Genomic DNA, 25,196 nt, shown 5'->3' on the forward strand with positions numbered 1-25,196 from the left:
CCAATCGCGTCGCAGTCTCCGGTTTGAAAGAAAACCGTCGCGAGCTTTTCACCTAGCTCTGGGAAAGGCCCCTCACATCGAAAACGAGGGGCTACATGAACATCAGATCGCTTTCCCACGCCGCACTGTTTTGCGCAGCATCGGCCATTCCCTTTCAGGCCCTTCAGGCCCAGGCACCGGCGCAACCGGACGACGAGGATGTCGCGCCTGCCGATAACCAGATCATCGTCACGGCACAGCTTATCGAACAGCGCGCACTCGACGTGCCGATTACCATTTCCGCGCTCACCGGCGATTCTATTGCGGAACTCGGTGTCACTGATCTCGACGAACTGTCGAACTATATTCCCGGGCTCAACATTCAGGAACAGAGCGCCAATAATCCGGGCATCGTGATCCGCGGGATCACATCGGACAGCGGATCCGCACAGCAGGGACCCCGCGTCACGCTATATTACAACGGGGTCGATATCTCGCGCTCGCGTGGTTCCTATCAGGCGATCTACGATCTCGATCGTGTCGAAGTGATCAAGGGCCCGCAGGCGACGCTGTTCGGCACCGCATCCGCCGTCGGCGCGATCAGCCTCGTCTCTGCACGGCCTCGCCCCGGCTACTCGGCCGAACTGACCGGCGGATACGGCAATTTCGACCAGACGCTGGTTTCGGGCTTCGTAAATGCCGGGTCCGATGTCGTCGCGGGCCGCATCGCCTTCGAATGGCGCACCCGCGATGGCTATGTCGAAAACCTGGCCCCCTCGCAGGAAGAGGATCTTTACGCGCAAGACCAGTTTGGCGCGCGCGGTTCGCTCCGCTTCACGCCGAACGACCGTTTGACGGTCGACCTCATCGGCACATTCGACCGGCAAAGGCACGGCGGCACGCCGTTTATCTCGGATACTTTTGCCACTCCCGACGGGCCCGCAGATCCGTTCGGTCGGGCCTTCCTGGGCGGGTCCCCCTATTCGGAAGCCGCCCTGGGTGACAGCCAGCTCGGCCTCGACCGTGAAGTCTACGATGCGAATCTGACGGCGGAATACCTCATCGGTGACAGCCTGACCTTCACCACCGTCAACGGCTATCGCGAATTCGACAGCCATGAGGTGTTCGACGCCGATGGCGGCCCGGCACCGTTCCTGGAATTTGCGGAGATCGCAAAGGGGCATCAGGTCAGCCATGAAGGCCGCTTCACCTATGTCGATCCGCGATGGCGCGCAGCCTTCGGCTGGAATTTCTTCACCGAGGACAATCTCCAGCGCGTGCCATTCTCGACCGAGGAGGGCACTTTCCTGCAGTGCCTTACCACGTCGCTGGGACTGGCTCCGGTCATTCCGGGTATCCCCTGCGTCGCCGCCGACGGCAGTGTGCCCGCGGCACAGGTTACCCAGCTCGCGACCGGCGGTGCCGCCACCGCAATCCCCTACAGTTCCGTGTTCGAAAACCAGGGCAACAATCAGAGCTATTCACTCTTCGCCGATGCGACCTTCATTCCCACCACCTCGCTCGAACTGACCGCAGGCGCCCGTCTGCTGATCGAGCAGCGCCGATCGGGCTTCGTTACGTCCGTGCCCAATTCGGTACTGACGGGCGCGCCGCTCATCCCTGGCCAGATCGATACCGGTGGCCGCACGTTCGAAGCCGAAAACAGCTTCTCCGCCGTGCTGCCGCGGTTCAATGCGCTCTATCGGATAACGCCCGACCTCAATGTCTTCGCAACGGTTTCGAAGGGCCGCCGCTCTCCGGTCGTATCGCTTGGCGCACGCCGTGCCGGGACCGAGGTCCTGCCCAACATCAATGTCATCCCGCAGGAAGTGGTGTGGAACTACGAAGGTGGGATCAAGTTCGGTTCGCGCACCGTCTCCGGCTCGCTGGGCGTTTATTATCAGGATTACAGCAACTTCCAGACCACGCGCACGATCTCGGACCCGAACGATCCTTCTGGCCTGCCGCTCGGCACCACGGTTACGGAAAGCGTCGGCTCAGCCAGCAACCTTGGTGTCGAGGCGGAGATCAACATACGGCCCACCAGCTGGCTGAGCGTCTTCGCCAATGTCGGCTACATCGATGGCGGGATCGACGACGATCCGATCAACGGCACGGTCGCGGGCGATCGTTTCCGTCTTCAGCCCGAATGGCAGGCTGCCGGCGGTTTCACCATCGATTACCCCGTCGCTCCCGGTGTACGGATCTTCGCAACGCCGTCGGTCACGCACCGTAGCCGCATTTTCTTCGAAGTGCCGAACAGCCTCCGTATCTCGCAGGAAGCCGTCACTCTCCTGAATGCGCGCGCCGGTGTCTCCTTTGCCGATGATAGGTTCGAAGTCGCTGGCTTCATCCGTAATGCCACGAACGAGCGCTATCTGCTCGATGCCGGCAATACCGGCGGGGCCTTCGGACGGCCGACCTTCATTCCTGCCGAGCCGCGCTTCTACGGTGTCCAGCTGACCGCGCGGATCGGGCGGTGAGCGGGGGGCTCGACCGGCGCACGGTTCTCGGTCTGCTCGGCGCGTCGGGAGCCGCCGCGCTACCCGTCGGCGCATCGGCTCAGGCAACCGGGCCTGTTCGTTTCGATCACGGGGTCGCCAGCGGCGACCCCGCCGCGGACGGGGCAGTGATCTGGACCCGCGCCAGTGTCGATGGCGCAGGCGATGTTCCCTTGCGCTGGAAAGTCCGTGAAACCGAAGGCGGGCCGGTCGTCCGCGAAGGCGAGACGATTGCACGCGTGGTTGCCGATCGTACGGCCAAGGTGGAGGTCGACGGTCTCGAACCGGGCCGGGAATACTGGTATGCCTTCCATGCCGCCGACGGCGCGCAGTCACCCTCCGGTCGCTTCCGCACCCTGCCTGTGGGTGCGGTGGACCAACTCGTCTTTGCGGTCGCTTCCTGCCAGTTGTACCCCGGCGGCTATTTCAACGCCTTTGCCGACATGGCACGAGCCGAGCGGCTCGACGCGGTCATTCATCTTGGCGACTATATCTACGAATATGGCGATGCCGGTTACGGCGCCGATATTGGCCGACGCGTAAATCGGCTTCCCGATCCGCCGCATGAAATCGTGACGCTGGCAGACTATCGCTTGCGCCATGCGCAGGCGAAATCCGACCCGGACATGCAGGCCGCGCACGCGCGTGCGGCTTTCATTTGTGTGTGGGACGATCACGAAATCACCAATGATGGCTGGCTGCACGGTGCGCAGAACCACCAGCCTGAAACCGAAGGCGACTGGGCGGGCCGCAAGGCGGTAGCGATGCAGGCCTATTTCGAATGGATGCCGATCCGCGATCCTTCGGCGGCGCGAGCAAAGGAAGCGATCTATCGCAGCTTCGAATTCGGCGATCTGGCAACGCTCGCCATGCTGGAAACACGCCTGCTGGTCCGCAGCGAGCAACTCGAATTCGCAGGCGATCCGGATGATGCAAACGCTTATGCCGCCTTCGCCGAGACGCTGGCGGACGAGACGCGTCAACTGATCGGGAACGAGCAGCGCGACTGGCTAAGGACTACTCTGTCCACTTCGGTCGCGGCAGGCAAGCCATGGCAGGTGGTCGGAAACCAGGTGGTGATGGGCCGCGTCGCTGGTCCCGATCTGCAGGCAGGAATGGGCCCCGATCAGTATGCCGACCTGATTGCCAGCCTGCCGAGCGGACTTAACGATCGCATCGCGGCGGCGCAGGTGGGCTATCGCAAGGGCGTACCGTTCAATCTCGACAGTTGGGATGGCTACCCTGCCGCACGCGAGCGTCTCTATGCGACGTTTCGGGATGCAGGCTCCAGGCCGATTGTCCTCGCAGGCGACAGCCACGCGGGTTGGGCGAACCGCCTGCGCGGCGCTGACGGTGAGATAGTTGGCCTGGAAACCGGCTGCACCGCGATCACCAGTCCCTCTTACGGATCCATCTTGCCGGGCATCGGGCGGTATATCGAACAGGCTAATCCGGACACGATCTACTGCAATCAGGATGCAAAGGGATATACCTTGCTCACCCTGCGTCCGGGTTCGGCGCGAGTGGATTATCGAACGGTCTCCACTGTCACGGACAAGACCTTCGAGGCGGGGATCGACGCGTCTTTCGAATGGAAGCGCGAGGATGAAACACCGGACTGGTCGGAAGTCTGAACGGGACGGGGGGCAAGGTTTGCGACAACCCGCCGATTGCCGATAAAGCCAGTCCCTCTGCCGGATCTCACCTCTCGAGAGAGATCGAGATCCGGCGATTTCTTGGATCCGCGGGGTCGTCTGCGATCAGCGGTTCGGTATCGGCGACGCCTTCGATCCGGCGGAACCTGTTGAACGCTATTCCTTCGCGGATCAGCGTCTGCCGCGTGGCTTCGGCCCGGCCGGCGGACAGCGACCAATTGTTCACCCGGCTCGGGTCGCGATAGCGCAGTGCATCGGTATGGCCGCGCACGGTTATCTTGCCACCTTCGGGCGAGATTGCCTCGGCCACCACATCCAGCAAAGCGCGCGCATCTGAGGTCAGGACAGTCGTGCCGAGCGAGAACATCGAGAAATTGGCGTCGTCGACCAGATCGATCCTGATCCCGGTGGTGGTATCGATCATGCGTACCTGCCGCATCAGTCTTTTCAGCCGCTCTTCCTCGGCGATCGCTTCCGAAACCCGTTCGCGTATGCGCTTGATCGTGGCAGCGCCTTCTTTCGGGCCGCCCGTCGCGTCGCGCGGGACGGTGAGCGTCTTGGTGCCGGTCTGGCCCGCAGCATGCGGGTAGTTGTCGACATCGACCAGGGACGACCCGCCCAGCACGCCGTCGGCGCCTGCGCTCTGTTCCTTGGTCTTGACGAGAGTTGGCGTGAAATAATCCGCCAGTCCCTTGCGCTGATCCTCTGTCGTTGCACCCAACAGCCAAAGCAGCAGGAAGAAGGCCATCATCGCGGTAACGAAGTCGGCATAGGCGACTTTCCAGGCGCCGCCGTGATGGCCAGCGGCGACCACGGTTACCTTCTTGACGATAATGGGGACCGGGTCGTTGCGACCCGCCGGGGTGCTGGCCATCTTACCGGCCCCGCAGCGCGTCGAGCAGTTCGGTCAGCCCCGGCCGGACCGTATGGCCCAGGCCCGAGCGGGCGCTTTCCACCACCAGCGGCTGCGGATGGCCATAGAGCGAGGCGATGATCACCTGCTTCACCGCGTGGAAAATCTGTTCGTCCTGCTCCAGCACCTGCTTCAGGCGTCCCGCGAGCGGACCCACGATGCCGTAGGCCAAGAGAACCCCGAGGAACGTACCCACAAGGGCCGATCCGATCATGCCGCCCAGGATTTCCGGTGGCTTGTCGATCGAACCCATGGTTTTCACCACACCCAGGACGGCGGCCACGATCCCGAGTGCAGGCAGTGCGTCGGCCAGCGACTGCAGCGTGTGCTGGGGTTCGTGAAGCTCGTGGAAATGCGTCTTCATGGCATTGTCCATGACTTCTTCCACCGCATGGGTTTCCAGCGTGCCGGACGAAACAACCAGCAGGGTGAGCGTGTCGCAGATCAATCCGATCAGCGGCTCGTTCTTGAGCAGGTTCGGATAGGCGCTGAAGATCGTCGAATCCTGCGGGTTTTCGACATGGCTTTCCAGCGCCACGGGGCCTTCGTTCTTGAGCAGCTTCATGCACTGCGCGGTCAGCGCGATGGCATCGATATGGTCCTGCTTGGTATGCTGCGGGCCCTTGAAGATGACCTTCATGGACCTGCCGATGGCCTTCAGCCCGTCCATGGAATTGCCGGCGACCAGCGCGCCGATCGCGGCGCCGCCGATGATCAGCATTTCGTGAGGCACGGCCTCCATGACGGGACCCAGCGCACCGCCCGTCAGCGCGAAGCCGCCGAAGACCATGACCAGCAGGATGACTATGCCGATTGCCGCAAACACTTTGAATTCCTGTCAGATAGGGCCGCGATCAGCGCAGCATCGAGAATAGGGATAGGTTGGCGAGGCGAACGAAACTCGCCTGACTCGCTTCCAGAATGGTCAGGGTTTCCTGGAGCCGCGTCATGGTTACCGCGATATCCGCGCCGCCCACGTCGGCGCGTTCTTCGGCAATACGCTCCGCGTTGTTTTCACGCCGATCCGACATCAGGTCGATCCAGTTGAGGCGAGAACCGACGACGGTCTGCGCGGTCGTTACCTTTTCAAGCCCGATGTCCAATTCTTCCAGCGCCGCAGAGCTGGCATCCATTGCCGTCTGTCCGCCGGTCGCGAGAGCCGCGGCCAGATTGCCCAGCACCGCAAACAGATCGGTCGGGCCATTCGCCGTCGTGAACTCGAATATTTCAGGCCCGGCAAGGCCGGGTTCGACCGACTGCCCCTCGCCGATCTCGAGCGGGGTAATGTCGGGCGTACCGACAAACTGGACGCCGGTGCCGTTATCGGCATAGGCGTTACCGGCAGTCTGGCCGCCGAAGAGGGCATGGCCGGAAATATTCCGACTATTGGCGAGCACGACGAGATTTTCGCGCAGACTGGCAACTTCGGTGGAGATCGCCGAGCGCTGCTCGTCGTTCAGCGTGCTGGAATTGGCCCGAACGGCCAGTTCGCGGACCCGAACAACTATATCGACGACCGAATCAAGCGTTTGATCCGCAAGCGAGAGGTCCGCTTCGGCGAGCTGCGAGTTGCGCGTATCGACATTGGCGATGCGCTCCGTACGGCTCAGCATGCGCAGCCGCGCTGCAGCCACGGGATCGTCCGACGAGCGTTCGAGCCGCTCCCCCGTACCGATCTGCTGCTGAAGCGTCTCCGCGCGAGCCCGCAAGCCGCCGATCTGGCGACTACTACGTTCGTAAAACGCGCCGGTGCTGAGATTGATCATCGGCCGATCCCCAGTAGAGTGTCGAATATGTCGCTCGCCGCCTGCATCGCGCGTCCCGAAGCCTGGAAGGCCTGCTGGAAACGGATCAGATTGGCGGCCTCGGTATCGAGGTCCACGCCTGATTGCTGCTCGAGCGAGATGCGCGCGGAGGACGCGATGGTATCCAGCGCGCCCTGCGTGACCGTGCGACCAGCCACCTTGCTGGACACGTCGAAAAGAAGCCCGTTGAGTTGCTGTGCCGGGTTCAGGCTTGCAAGCGATTGGCGCAGAGCGTTGAGGTTAGAGTCGTCGCGGCTTCCCGCGCCAGCACCGGTCGGCGCGGTCGCGAGGCCCTGACCTTGCGTCATGACGACCGTCAGCGTGCCTGCCGTCATGCCGGAGAAGATCGGCTGACCTTGGGTACCGTCGAGCGCCACACCAGCCGCCTGGGCATTGTTCACCGTATCCGCGAGGCTGGCCGCGATCGTGTCGAGACGGCCGCGGACCGATGCCAGTTCGGTCAGCGCGAGCGAGGCACCAGCAAGACTTCCCGACCCGGGGGTGACGGCCTGGCCGTTGACAGCGAAGCTGAGCGTTCCATCGGCAGCCACTGCAGAGGACAGGGTCTGCGATGTACCTCCTTGCACAAAGCTTTGCGTCGGATTGGCTCCGAGCGCGACGGCAACGGTCCCGTCGCTTTCGAAATTCGTGGTAATGGAAGTGAAGCCCGACAGCCGTTCCAGCAACTGATCGCGCTGGTCGAGCAAGGCTGCCCGATCGCTGCTGCCCGCACCCGCGCGCGTCAGGCGCAGGTTCACGCGAGCCAGTTCGCCGCCGATGACGTTGGCTTCGGATACCTGCGCGTCGGCTTCGAACCGCAGGCCCTCGCCCACTGCGTCGAAACTGGACGCCGTGATGTTGAACTTGCTTGCGAGCGTCGTCGCTTCGCCGATGACCGCAGCCCGCCGCGATGGGTCGACAGGATCGCCTGCAAGCTGCTGCAACGCTGCTTCGAATTCGACGATGGAGGAAAAGACGCCCGACTGTTCGAGCGCGCTTTCCATATTGCGCAAACCCTTCAGTTCGGTGTTCGCGCGTTCCAGATCACCGGATGTGCGGCGAACTTCGCCCTGCAAAAAGGAATCCGCATTGCGGCGAATTTCCGCAATGCGCGAACCTGACAGCGAAATGTCGCCAATCCGGCCTGCTCCACCGGATGCAGAGACCTCCTCAATCCGCAAACTGCGGCGAACATAGCCATCGCTCGAAGCATTGGCGATGTTCTGCGCAGTGACGTCGAGTGCGCCGCGCGCTGCACGGGCACCGCTGACGGCGATCGAAAGAAGGTCAGAAGCCATCAGTTTTCACCCTTTGGAAGAAAGCGGGCAAGCTGCTTCTCGATGGCACTGGCAAAACCAAGCTGGCCGGTCTGGGCGGTCAGCTCGGCAAAGCGCGCATCGCGCATTTCGCGGAATGTGCCTTCGCCCTCGCCGCCGAACAGATCGTTGCCCCCGAAATCGGTGCTGCGCGCGCTCGAAAGCATCTGGCGGAGCAGGATTGCCTCGAACTGCTGTGCAGCTTCCCGCAACTCCTTGTTCAGCGGGGCCGCCTCGCGCTCGGAAAGCGGCCTGGCGCCGGCCACATTTATCTGAAAGCTCGTCATATGATCACCAGTTCCGCTGTAAGCGAACCCGCCTGTTTGAGACCTTCCAGGATCGCGACCAGATCAGCAGGGCTCGCACCCAATGCATTGAGCGCATCCACAACCTCGGCCAGTGAAGCACCCGGGCCGACGCGCGAGACGACGCTCTCTTTCTGGCTCGCCGTGATGGTGCTGCTGGGTTCAACGGCGGTCTGACCGCGCGAGAACGGTGCGGGCTGGACCACCACAGGATCCTCGTCGATCCGGACCACCAGGCTTCCGTGGCTGATCGCGGCCGGGGCCAACCGTACGGCGCTGGAGATGACGATCGTGCCAGTGCGACTGTTGATCACGACCTTCGCAGCGCGTTCGGCCGGATCCACATCGAGCATTTCGATCTGCGCCATGATTTCCGCACGGGTATTTGCGCCCGGCGGCAGCATCAGGGCCAGCGTCACGCCGTCTTCGACCTGCGCCATGCCGGGGTAAGCACCATTGATCGCATCGCGGACGCGCGAGATGGTCAGGAAGTCGGCGTTGTAGAGGTTCCAGCGCAGCACTTCGGAAAAGTCGAAGTTGCTGGCTACTGCCTGTTCGACAGTCGCGCCGTCGGCAATGCGGCCAACAGTCGGTACATTGACGGTCAGCTTCGAGCCGTCCTTGCCGGAAACGCCCAGGCCGCCAACGGCAAGATTGCCCTGTGCCATGGCATATATCTGGCCATCCGCACCATAAAGCGGCGTCATCACCAGCGCACCACCGCGCAGAGACTTGGCCCTACCCATGGTCGAAACGGTGACGTCGATGCGCTGACCAGGTTTTGCAAACGCAGGCAGATCAGCGGTTATGATGACGGCGGCCGCATTTTTGAGAGCTGGATTGACGCCGGGCGGCAATTGCAGCCCGAGACGACCCGACACGCCGCGCATGGCCTGCGTCGCGTAGGCGAAATTGTCATCGCCTGAGCCGTCCAGGCCAACAACTATACCGTAGCCGGTCAGTTGGTTGGAGCGCACCGACTGGAATTGCCCAAGGTCGCGCACGCGTTCGGCCATAGCCGGAACCGGGAGCGCGGAAACCAGAGCCGCGAACAGAAGGATAAGGGGGCGGATCATGTTCGACATCCTCAGAAGGGCGAGATCACGCCGAAGAAGCGCGACAGCCAGCCTTCGCGGCTAGCGCGCTGCACGGATCCGGCACCCGAATAGGAAATGCGGGCATCTGCCACGCGGATCGATGGAATGCGGTTGTCCTGATCGATATCGGCCAGCCGGATGATGCCCGAAAGCTGGACCCACTCTTCGCCCTGGCTGAGTTGCATGACCTTTTCCCCACGTACCAGTGCCGTCCCGTTCGGGCGTACTTCCACGATCGAAACGGTAAGATCGGCCCGGATCGAACTCGCCTGAGAAGCATCGCCTGCCCCTTTGAACGACCCGCCACCCGAAGCATTAAGGTCGCTGCTATCGATTCCGGTCCAGCTGGGGAGCGAAAGTCCGAGGCTGCCGTCGCGCTTGGTCGACCCGCTGGTGGATTTCGACGTCTGCGTCCGTTCGACCAGTGCGATGGTGACGATGTCGCCCACCCGCGCCGCGCGATTGCCGTAGTACAGAGGCGCATAGCCATGACTGGCCTGATAAATTGAGCCATCCCGGTGGCGATCAGGTTCGACCTCCGGCGCTGGCGGCAGTGCGACTGCAAAGCCTTCGGGCCTGGCAGAACCACCACCGCAACCAGCAAGGGCGAGAGCGAGTGGAACGAGACAGAGTGCGGATTTCATGGTGAAGATACTCAAAGGGTCTGGTTGGCGTTGCGGAGCATTTCGTCCACGGCGGACACCATTTTCGAGCTGATCTCGTAGGCACGCTGACATTCGATCATCTCGACGAGTTCCTCGACGATGTTGACATTCGAAGATTCCAGCATGCCCTGCCGGACGTTGCCACGGCCGTTCTCACCGCCCGGCGCCAGTTCGGCGGCACCGCTGGCTGCAGTTTCGACCAGGAAGTTGTCGCCGATGGCCTGAAGGCCCGAAGGATTCGTAAAGCGGGCAACCTGGATCTGGCCCAGTTCGGCCGGATCGGCTTCTCCCGGCAACGTCGCGGAGACGATACCGTCAGGTGAAACTGCGATCGCAGTAGCGCCCTCTGGCACCGTAATGGCTGGCTGCACCGCATACCCCTGCTGGGTCACCAGCTGCCCTTCGGCGGAAAGCGTGAAATTCCCGGCTCGGGTGTAGCTGATGCGGCCGCCCGGCATTTCGATCTGGAAATAGCCATCGCCATCGAGAGCAAGGTCGAAAGCATTGCCTGTCGTATTAAGGGCGCCCTGCGTCATGATCTGGCTGGTGGACTGGACCGCCACGCCGGTACCGAGGTTAAGACCGGTTGCATAAGCCGTTTCGCCCGACGAACGCTGGCCGGCAACGCGGGCGTCCTGATAGGCGAGAGTCGCAAAGTTGGCACGGTCGCGCTTGAAGCCGGTGGTCCCGACGTTGGCGAGGTTGTTCGAAATGACGCGCATGCGCGCATCCTGAGCCTCGAGCCCGGTGCGGGCGACCTGCAGAGCTGAAGTGGGCATGATTGACTATCCTCTTGTCTGGTTAGCCGAGGCGCATGAGCTGCGCGCCGCTTTCGTCGATTTCACGTGCCGTCGCGATGACCTTGCTGCGCATGGCGAAAAGCCGTTGCGCATCGATCATTTCCACCAGCACTTCGGTGGTTTTAACGTTGGATTGTTCGAGCGCCCCGACCTGAACGGTCGCCGCTTCGTCGGTCGGCAGTATTCCGCCGCCTTCGACACGAAAAAGCCCGTCGAGCCCCTTGCTGATCGGCGAGCCTTGCCACGCTGCCAGCTTGATCCGGCCGACTTCGGCCGGCGGCTGATCGGGCGTTGCCGGATCCGCGATGGTTACCGTTCCATCCGGCGCAATGCCCGGAATTCCGACCGGCGGAATGGTGATCGGCCCGTTATCGCCAAGCACCGGACGGCCTTCGCCATTGACCAGTAGGCCGGTGGCCGAAATCGACATGTCACCGCGGCGGGTGTAGGCTTCGGTGCCATCCTCAGCCTGCACTGCCATGAGGGCATCGGTCGCCATCGCAATATCGAGATCGCGGCCAGTTTCGATGATTTCGCCGGCGACCATATCCGCACCGCGCACCCGTGCGACTTGCATCGCGCGGGCTTCGAGAGGCTGGCCTTCGATCGTGACGGCGCGCTGATCGAGCAGTTCCGCACGGAAACCGAGCGTATTGGCATTGGCCATGTTGCTCGCGATGACGCGCTGGCTGTCCATCGATGCCCGCATGCCCGAAAGCGCGGTGTGGATAAGGCGGTCCATGGCGATCAGGTCCGCAGGTTGATGACGGTCTGCGAGATCTGGGTGGCAGTATCGATTGCCTTGGCGTTCGCCTGGAAATTGCGCTGGGCAGTAATCAGCCCGACAAGTTCTTCCGCGATATCGACGTTCGAGCGTTCAAGAGCGCCCGACAAGAGTGAGCCATACGCTCCGGTTCCCGGCGACCCGTAGGCAGCCTGACCGGAAAGGCCAGTGCCTTCCCAATTTGCGTCACCGACCTTTTTCAGTCCGGTAGGAGCGATAAAGGTGGCAAGCGCGACGGCACCGACTGGTTCGACCGAACCGTCAGCATAAGATGCCGACACCACGCCGACATCGTCGATCGTAACCCCGACGAATTCCGAACCGGCGGCGTTCTGTGGGGGGAGATTGGCATCGGCCAGCGTATTGCCAGTGACCTGGCCGTTGGCATCGACCGGGAACAGCTGGAGGCGGTTGCCGCTGTTGCTCACGATGTTGCCGTTGCCATTGAGCGTGAACGATCCGGCTCGCGTGTACAGCGTCGATCCGTCGGTAGCCGAACGGGTCGTGAAGAAGCCGTCGCCCGTGATCGCGAGATCGAGAGCCGAGCCGGTCTGTTCCACCGGACCAAGCGCGAAGTTCTGCGTGATCGATTTCACCGACGCGCCGATACCCTGGATCATGCGCGGATTGGTCAGCGCCGAACCAGCAACGATTTCGGAGAATTCCGTACGGCTACGTTTGAAACCATAGGTTTCCGAGTTCGAAATATTGTGCGCGATGACCCCGAGCGAGGTCTGCGCATTTTTCATGCCGTTGAGCGAAGTGTAGAAGGACATGGATTATCTCCTGGATCAGTCGTCGGACGGCGACTGGTTGGACTTGATGAGCAGGTCGAGCTTGTCCGCGATCCGCTCGAGAGAGGCATTGGTTTCAGCGACACCGGCAAGCGAAGAGAACTGCGCCATCTGTGCCAGCATTTCCTTGTTATCGACCGGATCGAACGGATCCTGCTGCTGCATCTGGACTGTCAGCAGCTTGAGGAAATCCCCCTGCCCGAGTGAGTCCATGCCGCGGCCCTGAACCTGGCCGACGGAACTTGTCCCGGGCGTGATGTTGGTGACGGAATTGATCATTTCATCCTCATCGTTTCCAGCATGAGCTGCTTGGCGGTCGACAGAGCTTCGACCATGTTGCGGTACTGACGGGACGCTTCGAGCATCTCGACCATTTCGGCGTTTTCATCGACCGGAGTTTCCCAGACATCGCCATTCTCGTCGGCCAGCGGGTGACCCGGGTCGTGACGACGAATAGGTGCGACATCTTCGCGGACCACACCGCCCACACGGACAGAGGACAGGCCGCTTGCGCGGTCGAGTTCCTGTTCGAACACGGTACGCATCGGGCGGTACGCTTCCGCTTCGCTACCTGCGACCGAGCCGGCATTGGCAAGGTTGGAAGCAGCTGTGTTCATGCGCACGAGCTGCGCCGACATGGCGCGGTGGCCCACCTCGAAGAAGGATGTCGGTCCGGCCATCGTTATTCGCCTCTGATCGCGCGGGTTACGGTTTCTACCCGCCCACGCAGAAAGTTGAGGGTTGCCGAGTAAGCAACGGCGTTTTCAGCAAACGCGGCCTGTTCGGTGGCCATTTCGACCGTGTTACCGTCGAGCGTTGCCATGGTCGGGACGCGATACTGGATCGAGCGACCCGTCGCCTGCTCAGCTTCGGCACCGCCGAGGCGCGCCTGAAGCGCAGAAGCGAAATCGACGTCGCGCGCTTTGTAGCCGGGCGTCGCTGCGTTCGCGATATTCGAGCCGAGCACACCCATGCGCTGCGACCGGATTTCCAGCGCCGCCCCATGAATGCCAAACAGTCCTTCGCTCATACGAGCCTCCGCAAAAGATTACGGGAAGTGTTCAGCAAGGGGCGTGCCAAAATCCAAAATTGAGGCAGCACAGGGCCATATCGGCAGATTGCGGCAAGCTTTTGCCGGGGAGCGGCAAAGTTCATCCTCCCCGTAAATCTGCGCGAAATGAGGCCGTTCTTGTCTGCAAGGAGTAGCTACCCCATGCTGGAAACCTGGCTCGACCCGGCCTCTATCGCCATAGTTCTCGTCGGTACGATCATTGCGACCCTGCTTCGGTGCGGGGTGGCGGATAGCCGTGTAGCTATCAGCGCTCTGCGCGGATTGTTCGAAACGCCGTTCAACGTAACTCAGGCCAAGGCAGCGCTCTCCGTCCAGATACGCGAAATTGCCGACGATGGCTTTCTGCGCGCCGAGCCGCAGCATTTCGGAGACAATGAATTCGACAGCCTGTCGGATCTTATAATCAGCCAGCGATCGATCCAGTCGCTGCATGGCGAACATCACAAATTCAAGGAAATACGGGTGGCCACCGCTCAGACTGCAATACGCGTCTTCGACAACGCGGCGGAACTGGCCCCTATTCTTGGACTCGCCGGCACATTGATCGCTTTAGGCCATGCACAGGGATCCGCATCAGAACAGACCGGTATCGTCGGCGCAATTTCAATGGCCGTGGTGACCACGCTGTATGGGCTGATAGCGGCCAATTTCCTTTTCTCGCCACTGGGCAACGCCATTGCACGCAAATCGCGACGTGAAGAACTGGACCGCGACGAAGTTCTGGAGTGGCTGGAGCACGGCATTCGTAAAAGCGGGGTGGCAGTGACTTTTGCCGAGCATGCCAAGGCAGTGGCATGATTGTGCGCGCCGCATCCGGTTGGCAAACCGTCATAGCAGACCTCGCGCTAATCCTCTTTCTGATTACCGCGCAGGCCGTTGGCAAGAAACCCGCAACGCAAAGCCAGGCGGAGGAAGAAAGGCAGCCTCCTGCATCCTCGTCTGCATTGGCAGTGCATCGGCCGGAACAGGGCGAGTCCGTTCGAGAATGGCTCATCGCTTCGACCACGGACCAGAGGCAGATGGCGACGATCTCTGTGGGATATACTCAGGAAAAACGGGCCGAAGCCTTGTCCGAGGCGGAACGGCTGCTGGCCGAGGCCGACAGCGCGGGCGTTCCTGCACGTTTGATAGCCACGCCGAACGCGACAGACGATGTCGTGATTACAGTCGATTATCTCCGACAACAATGAAGGAATGGCACGAACCTTGCTCCGCCCAAGGGTGATACGGCCCGATAACCGTGCGGCCCCGTGAACCGGAGTGAGTAATGACCATGCGTAAACCCTTATTCGCTGCCGCCTTGACCGCGCTTTTGGCGACAGGCGCAGCAGCAGCTTCGCCGATGGACCTGACGATCATCGATCGTGCCGTCGCGGACTTTACCGGCGCCGAAGTCGGTCAACCGGGCGGTGCCAAATTGCCAGTGGACCGGCGCCTCAGGTTGGCGAACTGCGAGTCCCCCCTTGATATGCAGTGGTTCGGACGCGATCAGCGATCTGTTCAGGTCGTGTGTCCGGGTGCGGGATGGCGTATCTATGTTGCCGTGGATGCGGGCTTTTCCAATGCCAACCGGATGCCGCAGCAATTTGGCGAAGCGATCATCAAACGCGGTGAAAACGTGAGCATTCTGGTCCGCGGAAAAGGCTTTACGCTGACTCGCCAGGGTGCCGCCGTAGAGGACGGTGCCGAAGGCGAGTGGATCAAGGTCCGCGCTTCCGACCAACGGACGGAAACGCTGCGCGCCCTCGTCCTTCGCCCGGGCCAGGTCGGCATTGATTTGCCGTAATCGGCAAAATTCATTGCCGGGGAGTTAAACCATCGCATCAAGAGCCGTTCTGTTGGGTAACCAGCTTATGGAGCGAAACGATGCGTATTGTCGGATTGCCGGAATTCTCAGGAGCGTTGGTGCGGCCAAGCAAGGCCGTGGAGCCAACCGCGAAGGTCTCCGCCGTGCAGAAAGCGGCTGGCTCTTCGCGCGAAGCAGAAGCAGCCGTTGCCACATCGCGCCTCTCCACAAGTGGTGAAGCTCCGATCGATAGCGATCGCGTTTCAGAGATTCGCAAAGCACTCGAAACTGGCACCTACCCACTGATCCCCACCAAGATCGCCGACGCAATCATCGCCGCGGGCATGTACGGAAAGATTGGCAAATGACCGCCAAACAGGAAACGCTCGCAACCCTGCAACAGATGCTCGCACTTTTGCAGGGTGAGCGGCAGGCTCTTGCCGCTCTCGACCTCGATCGCATTGTTACATGCACAAGCGGCAAGATGGACCTGTGCGTAAAATTGGAAGCCATCGAGAAGGCCAGCCTGGACGAAGAATGCCTCGGCGTACTTGACGCAGTTCGGCGCCTGAACGAGATCAATCGGCGCTTGCGTAACCTCATCGCCAGCAATGTGCAGAACCGTCTGGGCGCGTTGACCGGCAACAATGCTCCCTATGCGGCCCTGCCGCGCAAGGGGACGAGCATGGCGCTCGCCTGATAGGGCATTAGCCAGACGCGGGACTTTTTGGCACGCATCTTGCTGAACTTCCGGGGAACCAGTTCCCGGAGGAAGCGTGCCTACCATTAATCCAGTTCAGACCGCCGAAGTGCAGGGCGCTATCGCCCGCGCTGCGACGCGTACGGGGGTCGATTTCGATTACCTCCTGGCGCAGGCGAGGCTTGAATCTGGGCTGGACCCTAGCGCCAAGGCACAGACTTCGAGCGCGACCGGTCTGTACCAGTTCATCGATTCAACCTGGCTGCGGACGCTTGACCGGCACGGTGCCAAACACGGAATGGACTGGGCGGATGCGGCCATCGGACCGGGCGGACGTGTAACCGATGCGGCAACTCGCAATCATCTCCTCTCGCTTCGCTACGATGCCGACACTTCCTCGCTCATGGCGGCCGAGCTCACGCGCGAAAATGCAGAAGGTTTACGCACCACGCTGGGGCGCGAACCTCAACCGGCCGAACTCTATCTTGCTCACTTTCTGGGCCTTGGCGGCGCGCAACAGTTCCTCGGTGCCCTAGGAAGCAACCCTTCTCAATCGGCGGTTGCTCTGCTGCCACAGGCTGCGCACGCCAATAAATCGATCTTCTTTTCCGGCGGTACACCCCGCTCGGTAGGAGAGGTCATGGCGGTCATGCAGGGAAAGGTTGCCGGAGCCTACGGCGATACATCCATTCCTCGCAACGGAGAGCCGGCCGGTTACGATTTTGCACGGTTTGCCGCCCAGTCACCGATGCGCCAGCCTGGTGCATCGCGAAGCGGTTTTGCCGTCCCCTCCCTTCCCGACGGCGGGCGGCGAGCATCGATGGCCGATACCCTCCGCGCGACATTCGGTGATGCGAGTTCGGGAGGCGGACGGGCTACCGAGCAGGTAGCAGCCGCATATAGCAAATTCAGGGCATTCGGCCTGTGAGCGCGCGTCAGTTCCTTAATCCCGGCCTGGCTCTGCCCGTCGGGATCCTCACGATCATTCTGCTGATGGTCATGCCGATCCCGGCGATGCTCCTCGACGTGTTCTTCGTCATGAACATCGCGCTCTCGGTTTCGGTCCTCATGGCGGCGATGAACGCGCAAAAGCCGCTCGACTTCTCGTCTTTCCCTTCGGTCCTGCTGTTTGCCACGCTTCTACGGCTGGCACTTAACGTGGCGTCTACCCGTATCGTGCTGCTGAATGGCCACGAAGGTGGCGCAGCAGCGGGCAAGGTGATCGAAGCTTTTGGGGCGTTCCTTATCGGCGGCAACTTCGCCGTCGGCATCTTCGTGTTCCTGATCCTGATGATCATCAACCTGATGGTCGTAACCAAGGGCGCGGGCCGCGTATCGGAAGTTTCGGCACGCTTCACCCTCGATGCGCTACCCGGCAAACAGATGGCGATCGACGCCGATCTGGCTGCAGGTCTGCTCACCGCCGACGAAGCCAAAGCTCGCCGCCGCGAAATCGCTACCGAGGCCGATTTCTACGGGTCGATGGACGGTGCCAGCAAATTCGTGAAGGGCGATGCGGTTGCTGCATTGCTGATCCTGCTGATCAACGTCATCGCCGGTCTCGTGCTGGGTATTTCGACGCATGGGCTCTCGGCTGGTGAAGCGGCCGAGTTCTATGTCACGCTGGCCGTTGGCGACGCTCTGGTAGCTTCGGTGCCCGCGCTCCTGCTTTCCATCGCGGCGGCAGTTATCGTCACGCGCGTTTCAGATGCTCGCGATTTGACCGGACAGATCGGCGGCCAGTTGGCTGACCCAAGAATATGGCTACCGGTTGCCTGCATTCTGCTCGCAATCGGCTGTATTCCGGCCATGCCGCAATCGATCATACTGCCACTTTCTGCTGGCACGTTCGGCTTATGGCATACTCTGCGCAAGCGCCAGCATGCCGCACAGAACATTCCGGAACCGGTCGTCACGCCCGATCCGGGACATATCGGGATCGAGGACGTGACCGACCAGACGCTGGTCACCATCCAGCTGGGTTACGGACTTATCAGCATGACGGATCAGAAGCGTGGCGCCACGCTGGTTGCGCGGCTCACAGGCCTGCGCAAGCAGATGTGCCAGAATTTCGGTTTCATCGTTCCCCAGTTCCGGATCGAGGACAGCTTCGAGGTCGAGCCCGACAGCTACCGCATCACTCTGGGCGGCGCGACCATCGGCGGTGGCAAAATCAAGCCCGGCCACATGCTGGCTATCGACACGGGAGAAGTCATGCATTCGCAGGCCGTTCCGGGTGAATCGACAATCGATCCGAGCTTCGGTTGCCCTGCCCTGTGGATCGACCCTGGTGCGCGGGACCTGGCTGTTGCCGAAGGATACCTCGCGGTCGATCCGGAAAGCGTGATCGCGACGCAGATCCACCAATTGCTTGCCGCACGCGCGCAGGATCTTCTCGGGCCGGATCAGGTACGCGACCTTATCGATCATCTGCGCGCGCGGCATGGACAACTGATCGAGACCATCACGCCGCAGCCACTGTCACTCGCCGCCGTGACGCGCCTGCTGAAAGCGCTGCTGGCAGACGGCATCTCGCTGCGCCACGGCCTACGTGTTTTTTCCAGCATCTCCCTCGCTGCCCAGCAGACAGCCGATCATGATCGCTTGATCGACATCGTTCGCGCAGATCTGGGCGCCATGATCGTAGCCGAAGTCTGTCCACCCGACGCAAAGCTGCCGGTGCTCACGCTGGCAGCAGCGCTTGAGGATATGGTGGTAAGCGGACTGCAGGATCCGGCATCGGGCGAAATCGTGATCGAACCGGATCTTGCCCGGTCGATCGGCGAACGGATTGCGGCGATCCTTTCGCAACGCGATCCTGCGGCTACGCGTCCCGCACTGATCGTCCAACCTCGTGCGCGCCGTGCGCTTTCGGCCCTACTACGGCTGCGCGCGCCGCAATGCATCGTTCTATCTATCAACGAACTCCCCGCCGCGCAGCCGATCGAAGTGATCGCCGTAATTGGCGATGAAGCACCGGCCCAACCTGCACAACTTGGCCATGAAATGGAGGCCCTCGCAGCATGAAATACGACCACGCCAATTTCAATGCGCAGCGCGCCTATGCGAGCGAGATAAACGAACGGATCGAGAAATTCCTGCCGATGGTTCACAGACTGGCATGGTTCTACGAAGGCAGCTGCGGCGGGTCGCTGGACGTGGACGACCTGCTGCAGGCCGGGATGATCGCGCTGACCGAATGCGCGCAGCGACACGAACGGCCGAGCGAGGACGGATTTGCGGCCTACGCTAAAATGCGGGTTCGCGGCGCCATGATCGATCTCCTGCGATCGCAGTCCCATCACGTACGCGGCGCGGCGGCCACCAGGCGCAAAATGGACGGCACCGCCGACGAATTGCGGCGTACGCTTGGCCGCGATCCGAGCGCCGATGAAATGGCCCATGCCATGGGAATTTCACTCGAGGAGTACCACAAGGCCCGAAACCAGATTGCCACTCGCGTAGTCGATCTGGAGAGCAGTTATTCCGATAGCAATCCTGCCTTCACCAGTGAAGAACCCACCGCCGAAGCGGTGCTGTTGGAAGCTGCCGACAAGGCCGCTTTGGCCCACGCGATTGCGGCTCTTCCCGAGCGTCTGCAATTGGTTATTCAATTGCACTTCCTCGAAGAACTCAATCTAACCGAGATCGCAGCAATCCTCGATGTGAGTGTTCCGCGGGTCCACCAACTCAAGGCAAATGCGCTTGAAAAACTGCGCATCGGTTTGACGGCACGCGAATCCGTTTAGGAGCTTTATTTCCGTGCCATAAGTAGACACCGGCTCCAAAGCTCGGGGAACTTAAGTGCATTGACGTATGTTGGCGCACTCAATTTGATCTATTGAAATTTTCAATGATCCCCCAGACAAAGTGGAGCTATGGGCGAATGTCGCCGTGGGAAATTAGTGTTCAGCAATTTGTCGATGATTGCGTTGAAGGCCGTTTGCATGATCCCCATGCTGCGCTTAAAGCTTTCGCTGAATTGCGTTTAATAGCGCCGGCGAAATACGCGGCGCTATTCGATCAACCCGTCACTGAAGAACGTCTGGCAGAACTGTGCAATGCGCGCGCGTTTGTTTGCGCGGCGATGGAACTCGTGGGACCATATTGCGGAATTCTTGTTACCCGTGCGGCCAGTGGCCCATCTTCGGCGTTGGTTTCTTTTTCCGGAGAAATAGAAGAAGGCAACTTCTTCGGAGACGATCCGGCAATCGCGCTCGTCGCAGCTTGTGCGCGCGCACTTCTCCTTCTGGGAGGCGCGTCGATCGAGAAGATCCGGCCTGAATGACGAGGCCGGATTAGGTCAGAGTTCGGCTTCGAGAGCGAGCCGGACCGCCGAAATCGAACATGGTACGTCGAGCTTGGCAATCATATTGCGCCGGTGAACTTCGATCGTTCTGGGGCTGACCGACAGGTGCCGTGCGATAGCCTTGTTCGACTGCCCTTCGGAAACGGCACGAAGCACTTCCTGTTCACGTTGGCTCAGGGCCTGCAGCCTCTGAGCTGCGGCCTGGCGGCGCCGTCGCATACCTTCGAACTTTGCGTTCCGACGCAGCAGACGCATGATCGATTGGGTGGGATCTGCCTCCCCGCCATCGTAATCGAAATATCCGCCCGCGCCCTGATCAAGTATTTCGAATACTCTCTCGAGCTCGGGCTTTTCGGAATAGGCCAGAACCGCAGCCAGTGCCTCCTGGACGTTCTTTTCGCCCAGACACGCCTGCAGCTGCCTTTCTTCGTCATAAACGAGAAAGCAGGGTTTACCGGCGCTCACAGAACCAACTTCCGAGACATTGTCCAGTGGAACAGCGCGCGCATATTTGCTCAGCAGGCGCGCCAGAGCATTTCGCCTCTGCAGGTTTTGGTCGATGACGTAAAAGGTAAAGTCAGCGATATCCATAACAGCCCCCGATTGGTGTAGGGGTACTTTTGCTGGATTATGGTTCATACCCGATTGCCAGGCGCATAGGTGAAAATACCTATGCCCACGTCAGTCTATCTGTGCATTGCGCCGCGAAACGCAGCAGCGATTTCGTTGAAATCGTCCTTGATGGCCGTGATGGCAGGGACATCGGTCTGCCGGATCGAATTGAGCAAGACGCCTTTGGCAGATCCGTAAAGATGCGCGAGGCTGGCTCCCAATTCGGCCGTTCGGTCGATGCCGAGTTCCAGAGCGGTCAAAGCAGTGACACAGCGGGTAATGGCCTGGCTTCGCCCGGCTGCATCGAAGCGGCTATCCGCCATTTCGAGCCGCCCTAGGTTCTCGATGAAATCTTCGAGGCAGAAGATGACGAGATCCTCTTTCGAGCTGCCAAGAAGACGGGCCTCAAAACTCGCCTGACGATAGGCTTCATTGGGTTTGGACCGGCTAAGCATCTCAATCCCGCTGAGAGTTCCATACGTCGATTTGCGACTGAAGGAAGGTAAGCGTCGAATTTGATGCAGCGATGCGGCTGTCCGCCTTTGCGAAGCGCGCGACCATGTTGGCTCGTAAGGCTTCCTGCTGGTCGGCGAGCTTTTCCAGATCACGGTTGATCTGTTGCGACTGCGATTGATAGCGCGCGACGGATCCCGCCAGTGTCCCCGGGTTGCTGGAAACGCTGTTTGACCGGGCCATCCGATCGATGGTCGAATAAACGCCATTTAGGCCAGTGGTGAACATCGCGGCCACGCCTGCGGGGTCGCGGGCCATGGCAGCAGTCAGTTTGGAACTGTCGAATGTGAAACTACCGTCTCGCTGAATTGCAAGGCCGAGCTCGGCCAAGGTCCGTGGCGATCCTTCGGGGGCGTTGGGCATGATCACCGTGGACCCGAGCGCGGCCAGCTGGGTCCTCAGCGCTCGCGCGCCGGTGTCCCGCGCAAGTTCGCCCGTCTTCGGATCGGTGGCGCTGCGAAGTTCACCGGAAATTTCGTTGAGAGCACCGGTGATGTCTTGCATCACAGACGACAGCGCGCTGGAGGGGTTGTTGAAGTTGATGACCGCTGGCGCACCAACATTGGTACCTGTCAGCGCCAGCGACAAACCGGGCGCGATACCGTCTATCTTATTGGACGAGCTCGTGCGCGCGATCCCATCGAGTGTGAACTCGGCGTCGGCCGAAGTCTTTACCAATCGTGCAGGATCGCTCCCAGGCTGCCATGCCATTGCCGACAAGCCGGGGCTGGTAGGATCCTCCGTCGCTTCGATTACGAAACCGTTCTTCGCCCCGTCAGCACCCTTTATGACAAGTTGCGCACCCGTAGCTGTCTGGGCGACATAGGCGCTGAGACCGGCATTCTTGCCGTTTATGGCTTGCGCGACATCGGCCAACGTCGCACCGGCAGCGATGTCCAGCGTCAGCGGAGCTTTGCCGGCATTCTCGGCGAACGAGGCGGAGTTCGTTTCGCCGAAACGGATCGTCAGCGTACCGGCACCGACAGTATCCTGCGCGCTCGCGTACGAGCCTCCGGTCAGAACCTGCCCACTGGCAAGTTTCGTGACTTCCAGCGAATAGCTACCCTTCCCGATCGAGCCCAGCGGGCTCGACACTGCTGCAACAGCGGGGTTCGAGATGGTCGGCAAAGGTGCAAGGTCGCCAGTGCGCAAACGCTCCCCCAATGCCGTAGCGAAGGTCGAGAAACTGCTGCGGATGGAACCGGCAAGCGAGATGCGCCGTTCGAGCGTCTCGGACTGGGTCGTCAGCCGCTGGTTGCGACCTGCGAACTGCGCTTCAGCCAACTGCACCGCCAGGCCGGTCATGTCGACGCCGCTGCCGATCCCGAGAGAGGAGGCGATAGAGGAAGCTGAGATACTCATCGCTATGATAACGACGCTTCGGCTTGCGGATTAACCGTCAAACGACCATCCGCATCGAAACACAAGGCTGCAGGCACGTCGACGGCAGGCAGCGGCGGCGTTTCGCCGCGTTTCAACGAGAACACATATGCAAGGACCGATGCGACCGCTCCGTACAGGTCTTCGCAAATGATCTGCCGTTCGCGGGTCGTATAATAGACCGAACGCGCAAGCTGCGGGATCTCGAGTGTCGGGAGATCGAGCTCGCGCGCCAGTTCTTTCATGGCCATCGCCTTGTCGCCGCGCCCCTTGGCCAGAACGATCGGTGCGGATGCCTTGAGCGGATCGTATGTCATGGCGACGGCGAAATGGGTCGGGTTGGTGATGACGAACTGCGCTTCGCGCATCGCGCCAGCTACGGAACCGGTCGCGATGTCACGCTGACGCTGGCGCCGGGCGGCCTTCATTTCGGGCGAGCCTTCGGACTCCTTGTTTTCGTCCCGCATTTCCTGATGGCTCATCTTGAGGCGCTTTTGCTGGCGCATCCACTGGATCGGAAGATCGACGAACGCGATTACCACGAGCCCGGCAGCCAGCGCGAAAATCAGCGAGATGATGGCATGCCAGGCCGCGGACAATTGCGCGGATAGGTTGCCTCTGCCCAGACCGACGACCGTCTCCATGCTGGTCCACCACCACCAGGCGGCGATGCTCCCAAGAAGAGCGATCTTGAGCAGACCCTTGCCCATTTCGATGAGACCTTGCGGGCCGAACATGCGTTTCAGGCCGGACAGGGGATTGATACGCTGTCCCTTCGCCTTGAGATTGTCGACCACCCAGCGTCCCCGCCCGAATGCGAGCTGGGACAGGAGGGTCACGAGGATGACCGGTACGGCCAGTGTGAGAATAGCGGGGAGAGCAAGGAGCAGGCTCTGGTGCAGGAGCGAGTCGACGCTGAAATCATTAACATCGCGCATATCGAACATGAAGGCTTCGCGGGCGAGCTGCGAGAGGCCTTCCAGGAGCCATGGGCCCGCGATGGCCAGCCAGGCGCCGCCGAGCAGCATGACGGCGGCCGTGCCGGCGTCCTTGGAGCGCAGCACGTCCCCCTTCTTGGCGGCGTCGACGAGCCGCTTTTCAGTAGGCGCGTAAGTTTTTTCGCCGGCGGTTTCCTCGCTCATTGCGCTATCACGCTTTCGGTCTGGTCCAGCGCGTCGCCGACAAGGCCGGTGAACTGGTCGTAGATGAGCGGGGCGGAAATGATCAGCGCGGCCATTCCGGCAAGGACGCCTGCAGGCAATCCCAACGCGAAGAGGTTGAGCGAAGGAGCCGAACGGCTGAGAATACCTGTGAGCACCTGCACCAGCAGCAGGATGAGCGTTACCGGCAGCGCAATCCGCAAGGCGGTTTCGAACATGAAACTGGCGAAACCGGCGATGGCGCCGAACCGTTCGGCGCCGAGCCAGGTCTGTCCGGGTGGGAACGCATTGTAGCTTTCCGTCACCAGCGCGATCCAGTGAAGATGCGCGCCGGTCGCGAGGAAGATCAGCGTCAGGACGATCATGAAATACTGACCGAAGGACGTGGTCGTCCCCCCACCCATCGCATCCTGTGACACCGCCATGCTCATTCCCATCCCGCCACCGATCAGTTCGGCGGCAACGGTCGGCGCGGCGAAGGCGAGCTGCAACACGAAGCCCAGAGCCAGGCCGACGATGACCTCGCCGGCGATGGTGAGAACGCCGTCGAGCGAGAGCAGTGCCGGCGGCGTGGCGATGGCGGGCATCCATATCGACACGAATATGGCAAGCGCGCCGGTGATCGATATGCGCACCGCCATGGGTACCGATGTCGCCCCGAAGAACGGGGCTGCAAGCAGGGCCGCACCGAGCCGGGTCATCAGAAAGACGACCCGCCACATGTCCTGCTCCAGCGCACCAATGCCGAGATCGAGCCCGTTCACCGCGTCAGTCTCAGTCGCCGATCCGCGCGATTTCGGTGAAGATGTCCTGTGTGAAATCGGCCACGACCGACATCATCGACGCCCCCAGAATTACGAGCACGAAGGCCACCGCGCCGAGTTTCGGCACGAAGGTCAGCGTCTGTTCGTTGACCGAGGTCGCTGCCTGCACGAGGCCGATGACGAGACCGATGGCGAGACTGGCGATCAGGATCGGCGCCGCAACGAGGGCGGCGATCCACAGCATCCGGTCGGCCATGGAAAGAAGGATGGCGCTTTCGTCCATGAT

The 25,196-nt window shown here is 61.3% G+C and carries 30 protein-coding genes; 11 read left to right on the top strand and 19 right to left on the bottom strand.

The window, feature by feature from the left end; translation table 11 throughout:
• Positions 1-95: 95 nt before the first annotated feature.
• Positions 96-2,462, top strand: coding sequence for a TonB-dependent receptor (locus AC13F2_RS06430; RefSeq protein ID WP_482964680.1), 2,367 nt, complete (start codon positions 96-98; stop codon positions 2,460-2,462).
• On the top strand, positions 2,459-4,114 hold the full coding sequence (locus tag AC13F2_RS06435) for an alkaline phosphatase D family protein (RefSeq protein ID WP_482964681.1): 1,656 nt from the start codon (positions 2,459-2,461) through the stop codon (positions 4,112-4,114). The genes AC13F2_RS06430 and AC13F2_RS06435 overlap by 4 nt, the downstream gene beginning before the upstream one ends.
• A gap of 67 nt (positions 4,115-4,181) precedes the next feature.
• Here the strand turns inward: AC13F2_RS06435 and AC13F2_RS06440 are convergent, their stop codons facing one another.
• From AC13F2_RS06440 to AC13F2_RS06500, 13 genes are read right to left on the bottom strand one after another with little or no spacing between them, the layout of a single operon-like run.
• Positions 4,182-5,009: a flagellar motor protein MotB gene (locus tag AC13F2_RS06440; protein WP_103024059.1), complete on the bottom strand. Its 828-nt coding sequence runs from the start codon at positions 5,007-5,009 to the stop codon at positions 4,182-4,184.
• Position 5,010: 1 nt separating this feature from the next.
• Positions 5,011-5,874 (bottom strand): flagellar motor stator protein MotA, encoded by an 864-nt coding sequence (motA, locus tag AC13F2_RS06445; protein ID WP_103024058.1) that lies wholly within the window; start codon positions 5,872-5,874, stop codon positions 5,011-5,013.
• 28 nt (positions 5,875-5,902) lie between these two features.
• The gene (gene flgL, locus AC13F2_RS06450; RefSeq protein WP_482964682.1) at positions 5,903-6,814 is read right to left on the bottom strand and encodes a flagellar hook-associated protein FlgL; all 912 of its coding nucleotides are present in this window, start codon (positions 6,812-6,814) and stop codon (positions 5,903-5,905) included.
• Positions 6,811-8,151, bottom strand: a complete 1,341-nt coding sequence (flgK, locus tag AC13F2_RS06455) for a flagellar hook-associated protein FlgK (protein WP_482964683.1) — start codon at positions 8,149-8,151, stop codon at positions 6,811-6,813. The genes flgL and flgK overlap by 4 nt, the downstream gene beginning before the upstream one ends.
• Positions 8,151-8,456 (bottom strand): rod-binding protein, encoded by a 306-nt coding sequence (locus AC13F2_RS06460; RefSeq protein WP_482964684.1) that lies wholly within the window; start codon positions 8,454-8,456, stop codon positions 8,151-8,153. Before AC13F2_RS06460 ends, flgK begins: the two co-directional genes overlap by 1 nt.
• Complete coding sequence (locus AC13F2_RS06465) at positions 8,453-9,550, bottom strand: flagellar basal body P-ring protein FlgI (protein ID WP_375246386.1); 1,098 nt, start codon at positions 9,548-9,550, stop codon at positions 8,453-8,455. The genes AC13F2_RS06460 and AC13F2_RS06465 overlap by 4 nt, the downstream gene beginning before the upstream one ends.
• Positions 9,551-9,561: 11 nt before the next feature.
• Positions 9,562-10,215 (bottom strand): flagellar basal body L-ring protein FlgH, encoded by a 654-nt coding sequence (locus AC13F2_RS06470; RefSeq protein ID WP_482964685.1) that lies wholly within the window; start codon positions 10,213-10,215, stop codon positions 9,562-9,564.
• Positions 10,216-10,226: 11 nt separating this feature from the next.
• Positions 10,227-11,015 carry a flagellar basal-body rod protein FlgG gene (flgG, locus tag AC13F2_RS06475; RefSeq protein WP_482964686.1) on the bottom strand — a complete coding sequence of 263 codons (789 nt, stop codon included), beginning with the start codon at positions 11,013-11,015 and terminating at the stop codon, positions 10,227-10,229.
• Between the two features lie 22 nt (positions 11,016-11,037).
• Positions 11,038-11,778, bottom strand: a complete 741-nt coding sequence (locus AC13F2_RS06480) for a flagellar basal body rod protein FlgF (protein ID WP_103024053.1) — start codon at positions 11,776-11,778, stop codon at positions 11,038-11,040.
• Positions 11,779-11,783: 5 nt separating this feature from the next.
• On the bottom strand, positions 11,784-12,596 hold the full coding sequence (locus AC13F2_RS06485; RefSeq protein ID WP_103024052.1) for a flagellar hook-basal body complex protein: 813 nt from the start codon (positions 12,594-12,596) through the stop codon (positions 11,784-11,786).
• Positions 12,597-12,611: 15 nt separating this feature from the next.
• Complete coding sequence (locus AC13F2_RS06490) at positions 12,612-12,893, bottom strand: flagellar hook assembly protein FlgD (protein WP_482964687.1); 282 nt, start codon at positions 12,891-12,893, stop codon at positions 12,612-12,614.
• Positions 12,890-13,294, bottom strand: a complete 405-nt coding sequence (gene flgC / locus AC13F2_RS06495) for a flagellar basal body rod protein FlgC (RefSeq protein ID WP_103024050.1) — start codon at positions 13,292-13,294, stop codon at positions 12,890-12,892. Before flgC ends, AC13F2_RS06490 begins: the two co-directional genes overlap by 4 nt.
• A 2-nt stretch (positions 13,295-13,296) precedes the next feature.
• Complete coding sequence (locus tag AC13F2_RS06500) at positions 13,297-13,644, bottom strand: flagellar basal body rod protein FlgB (RefSeq protein ID WP_103024049.1); 348 nt, start codon at positions 13,642-13,644, stop codon at positions 13,297-13,299.
• Between the two features lie 183 nt (positions 13,645-13,827).
• Here AC13F2_RS06500 and AC13F2_RS06505 point away from each other — a divergent pair, with 183 nt between their 5' ends.
• The 9 genes from AC13F2_RS06505 (at position 13,828) to AC13F2_RS06545 (ending at position 20,460) form a co-directional block, all read left to right on the top strand.
• A complete protein-coding gene (locus tag AC13F2_RS06505; RefSeq protein ID WP_222827086.1) occupies positions 13,828-14,484 on the top strand; it encodes a MotA/TolQ/ExbB proton channel family protein in 657 nt (218 codons plus the stop codon).
• On the top strand, positions 14,481-14,876 hold the full coding sequence (locus AC13F2_RS06510) for a hypothetical protein (RefSeq protein WP_482964688.1): 396 nt from the start codon (positions 14,481-14,483) through the stop codon (positions 14,874-14,876). The genes AC13F2_RS06505 and AC13F2_RS06510 overlap by 4 nt, the downstream gene beginning before the upstream one ends.
• Positions 14,877-14,953: 77 nt before the next feature.
• On the top strand, positions 14,954-15,472 hold the full coding sequence (locus AC13F2_RS06515) for a flagella basal body P-ring formation protein FlgA (RefSeq protein ID WP_482964689.1): 519 nt from the start codon (positions 14,954-14,956) through the stop codon (positions 15,470-15,472).
• Between the two features lie 80 nt (positions 15,473-15,552).
• Positions 15,553-15,840 (top strand): flagellar biosynthesis anti-sigma factor FlgM, encoded by a 288-nt coding sequence (locus AC13F2_RS06520; protein WP_103024045.1) that lies wholly within the window; start codon positions 15,553-15,555, stop codon positions 15,838-15,840.
• Complete coding sequence (locus tag AC13F2_RS06525) at positions 15,837-16,172, top strand: hypothetical protein (RefSeq protein WP_482964690.1); 336 nt, start codon at positions 15,837-15,839, stop codon at positions 16,170-16,172. Before AC13F2_RS06520 ends, AC13F2_RS06525 begins: the two co-directional genes overlap by 4 nt.
• 76 nt (positions 16,173-16,248) lie before the next feature.
• Positions 16,249-17,100 carry a transglycosylase SLT domain-containing protein gene (locus AC13F2_RS06530; protein ID WP_482964691.1) on the top strand — a complete coding sequence of 284 codons (852 nt, stop codon included), beginning with the start codon at positions 16,249-16,251 and terminating at the stop codon, positions 17,098-17,100.
• Positions 17,097-19,199 (top strand): flagellar biosynthesis protein FlhA, encoded by a 2,103-nt coding sequence (locus tag AC13F2_RS06535; RefSeq protein WP_103024043.1) that lies wholly within the window; start codon positions 17,097-17,099, stop codon positions 19,197-19,199. The genes AC13F2_RS06530 and AC13F2_RS06535 overlap by 4 nt, the downstream gene beginning before the upstream one ends.
• Entirely contained in the window at positions 19,196-19,921 is a 726-nt protein-coding gene (locus tag AC13F2_RS06540; RefSeq protein WP_482964692.1) for a sigma-70 family RNA polymerase sigma factor, read from the top strand. Before AC13F2_RS06535 ends, AC13F2_RS06540 begins: the two co-directional genes overlap by 4 nt.
• A 104-nt stretch (positions 19,922-20,025) precedes the next feature.
• Complete coding sequence (locus AC13F2_RS06545) at positions 20,026-20,460, top strand: hypothetical protein (RefSeq protein ID WP_475210150.1); 435 nt, start codon at positions 20,026-20,028, stop codon at positions 20,458-20,460.
• A gap of 15 nt (positions 20,461-20,475) precedes the next feature.
• Here the strand turns inward: AC13F2_RS06545 and AC13F2_RS06550 are convergent, their stop codons facing one another.
• The 6 genes from AC13F2_RS06550 to AC13F2_RS06575 form a co-directional block, all read right to left on the bottom strand.
• Positions 20,476-21,072 carry a LuxR C-terminal-related transcriptional regulator gene (locus tag AC13F2_RS06550; RefSeq protein WP_196847079.1) on the bottom strand — a complete coding sequence of 199 codons (597 nt, stop codon included), beginning with the start codon at positions 21,070-21,072 and terminating at the stop codon, positions 20,476-20,478.
• A gap of 95 nt (positions 21,073-21,167) precedes the next feature.
• Complete coding sequence (locus tag AC13F2_RS06555) at positions 21,168-21,548, bottom strand: flagellar protein FliS (RefSeq protein ID WP_482964693.1); 381 nt, start codon at positions 21,546-21,548, stop codon at positions 21,168-21,170.
• 1 nt (position 21,549) lies between these two features.
• Complete coding sequence (fliD, locus tag AC13F2_RS06560; RefSeq protein WP_482964694.1) at positions 21,550-22,968, bottom strand: flagellar filament capping protein FliD; 1,419 nt, start codon at positions 22,966-22,968, stop codon at positions 21,550-21,552.
• A gap of 2 nt (positions 22,969-22,970) precedes the next feature.
• Positions 22,971-24,128, bottom strand: a complete 1,158-nt coding sequence (locus AC13F2_RS06565) for an EscU/YscU/HrcU family type III secretion system export apparatus switch protein (RefSeq protein WP_482964695.1) — start codon at positions 24,126-24,128, stop codon at positions 22,971-22,973.
• Entirely contained in the window at positions 24,125-24,910 is a 786-nt protein-coding gene (gene fliR / locus AC13F2_RS06570; protein WP_482964696.1) for a flagellar biosynthetic protein FliR, read from the bottom strand. Before fliR ends, AC13F2_RS06565 begins: the two co-directional genes overlap by 4 nt.
• Positions 24,911-24,920: 10 nt before the next feature.
• On the bottom strand, positions 24,921-25,193 hold the full coding sequence (locus AC13F2_RS06575; protein ID WP_103024035.1) for a flagellar biosynthetic protein FliQ: 273 nt from the start codon (positions 25,191-25,193) through the stop codon (positions 24,921-24,923).
• Positions 25,194-25,196 lie beyond the last annotated feature (3 nt).

The organism is Qipengyuania sp. L-5Y, assembly GCF_056859455.1.

Bases quoted from the DNA above. Each gene is read 5' to 3' on its own strand.
- AC13F2_RS06510 (WP_482964688.1), top strand. From the start codon at position 14,481: ATGATTGTGCGCGCCGCATCCGGTTGGCAAACCGTCATAGCAGACCTC.
- AC13F2_RS06460 (WP_482964684.1), bottom strand. From the start codon at position 8,456: ATGACGAGCTTTCAGATAAATGTGGCCGGCGCCAGGCCGCTTTCCGAG.
- fliD (WP_482964694.1), bottom strand. From the start codon at position 22,968: ATGAGTATCTCAGCTTCCTCTATCGCCTCCTCTCTCGGGATCGGCAGC.
- AC13F2_RS06505 (WP_222827086.1), top strand. From the start codon at position 13,828: ATGCTGGAAACCTGGCTCGACCCGGCCTCTATCGCCATAGTTCTCGTC.
- AC13F2_RS06470 (WP_482964685.1), bottom strand. From the start codon at position 10,215: ATGAAATCCGCACTCTGTCTCGTTCCACTCGCTCTCGCCCTTGCTGGT.
- AC13F2_RS06485 (WP_103024052.1), bottom strand. From the start codon at position 12,596: ATGTCCTTCTACACTTCGCTCAACGGCATGAAAAATGCGCAGACCTCG.
- AC13F2_RS06465 (WP_375246386.1), bottom strand. From the start codon at position 9,550: ATGATCCGCCCCCTTATCCTTCTGTTCGCGGCTCTGGTTTCCGCGCTC.
- AC13F2_RS06500 (WP_103024049.1), bottom strand. From the start codon at position 13,644: ATGAGCGAAGGACTGTTTGGCATTCATGGGGCGGCGCTGGAAATCCGG.
- AC13F2_RS06490 (WP_482964687.1), bottom strand. From the start codon at position 12,893: ATGATCAATTCCGTCACCAACATCACGCCCGGGACAAGTTCCGTCGGC.
- AC13F2_RS06545 (WP_475210150.1), top strand. From the start codon at position 20,026: ATGATCCCCCAGACAAAGTGGAGCTATGGGCGAATGTCGCCGTGGGAA.
- flgK (WP_482964683.1), bottom strand. From the start codon at position 8,151: ATGGCTTCTGACCTTCTTTCGATCGCCGTCAGCGGTGCCCGTGCAGCG.
- AC13F2_RS06525 (WP_482964690.1), top strand. From the start codon at position 15,837: ATGACCGCCAAACAGGAAACGCTCGCAACCCTGCAACAGATGCTCGCA.
- AC13F2_RS06555 (WP_482964693.1), bottom strand. From the start codon at position 21,548: ATGCTTAGCCGGTCCAAACCCAATGAAGCCTATCGTCAGGCGAGTTTT.
- AC13F2_RS06520 (WP_103024045.1), top strand. From the start codon at position 15,553: ATGCGTATTGTCGGATTGCCGGAATTCTCAGGAGCGTTGGTGCGGCCA.
- flgG (WP_482964686.1), bottom strand. From the start codon at position 11,015: ATGCCCACTTCAGCTCTGCAGGTCGCCCGCACCGGGCTCGAGGCTCAG.
- flgL (WP_482964682.1), bottom strand. From the start codon at position 6,814: ATGATCAATCTCAGCACCGGCGCGTTTTACGAACGTAGTAGTCGCCAG.
- AC13F2_RS06515 (WP_482964689.1), top strand. From the start codon at position 14,954: ATGACCATGCGTAAACCCTTATTCGCTGCCGCCTTGACCGCGCTTTTG.
- AC13F2_RS06480 (WP_103024053.1), bottom strand. From the start codon at position 11,778: ATGGACCGCCTTATCCACACCGCGCTTTCGGGCATGCGGGCATCGATG.
- AC13F2_RS06575 (WP_103024035.1), bottom strand. From the start codon at position 25,193: ATGGACGAAAGCGCCATCCTTCTTTCCATGGCCGACCGGATGCTGTGG.
- AC13F2_RS06540 (WP_482964692.1), top strand. From the start codon at position 19,196: ATGAAATACGACCACGCCAATTTCAATGCGCAGCGCGCCTATGCGAGC.
- AC13F2_RS06430 (WP_482964680.1), top strand. From the start codon at position 96: ATGAACATCAGATCGCTTTCCCACGCCGCACTGTTTTGCGCAGCATCG.
- AC13F2_RS06550 (WP_196847079.1), bottom strand. From the start codon at position 21,072: ATGGATATCGCTGACTTTACCTTTTACGTCATCGACCAAAACCTGCAG.
- flgC (WP_103024050.1), bottom strand. From the start codon at position 13,294: ATGGCCGGACCGACATCCTTCTTCGAGGTGGGCCACCGCGCCATGTCG.
- AC13F2_RS06440 (WP_103024059.1), bottom strand. From the start codon at position 5,009: ATGGCCAGCACCCCGGCGGGTCGCAACGACCCGGTCCCCATTATCGTC.
- AC13F2_RS06565 (WP_482964695.1), bottom strand. From the start codon at position 24,128: ATGAGCGAGGAAACCGCCGGCGAAAAAACTTACGCGCCTACTGAAAAG.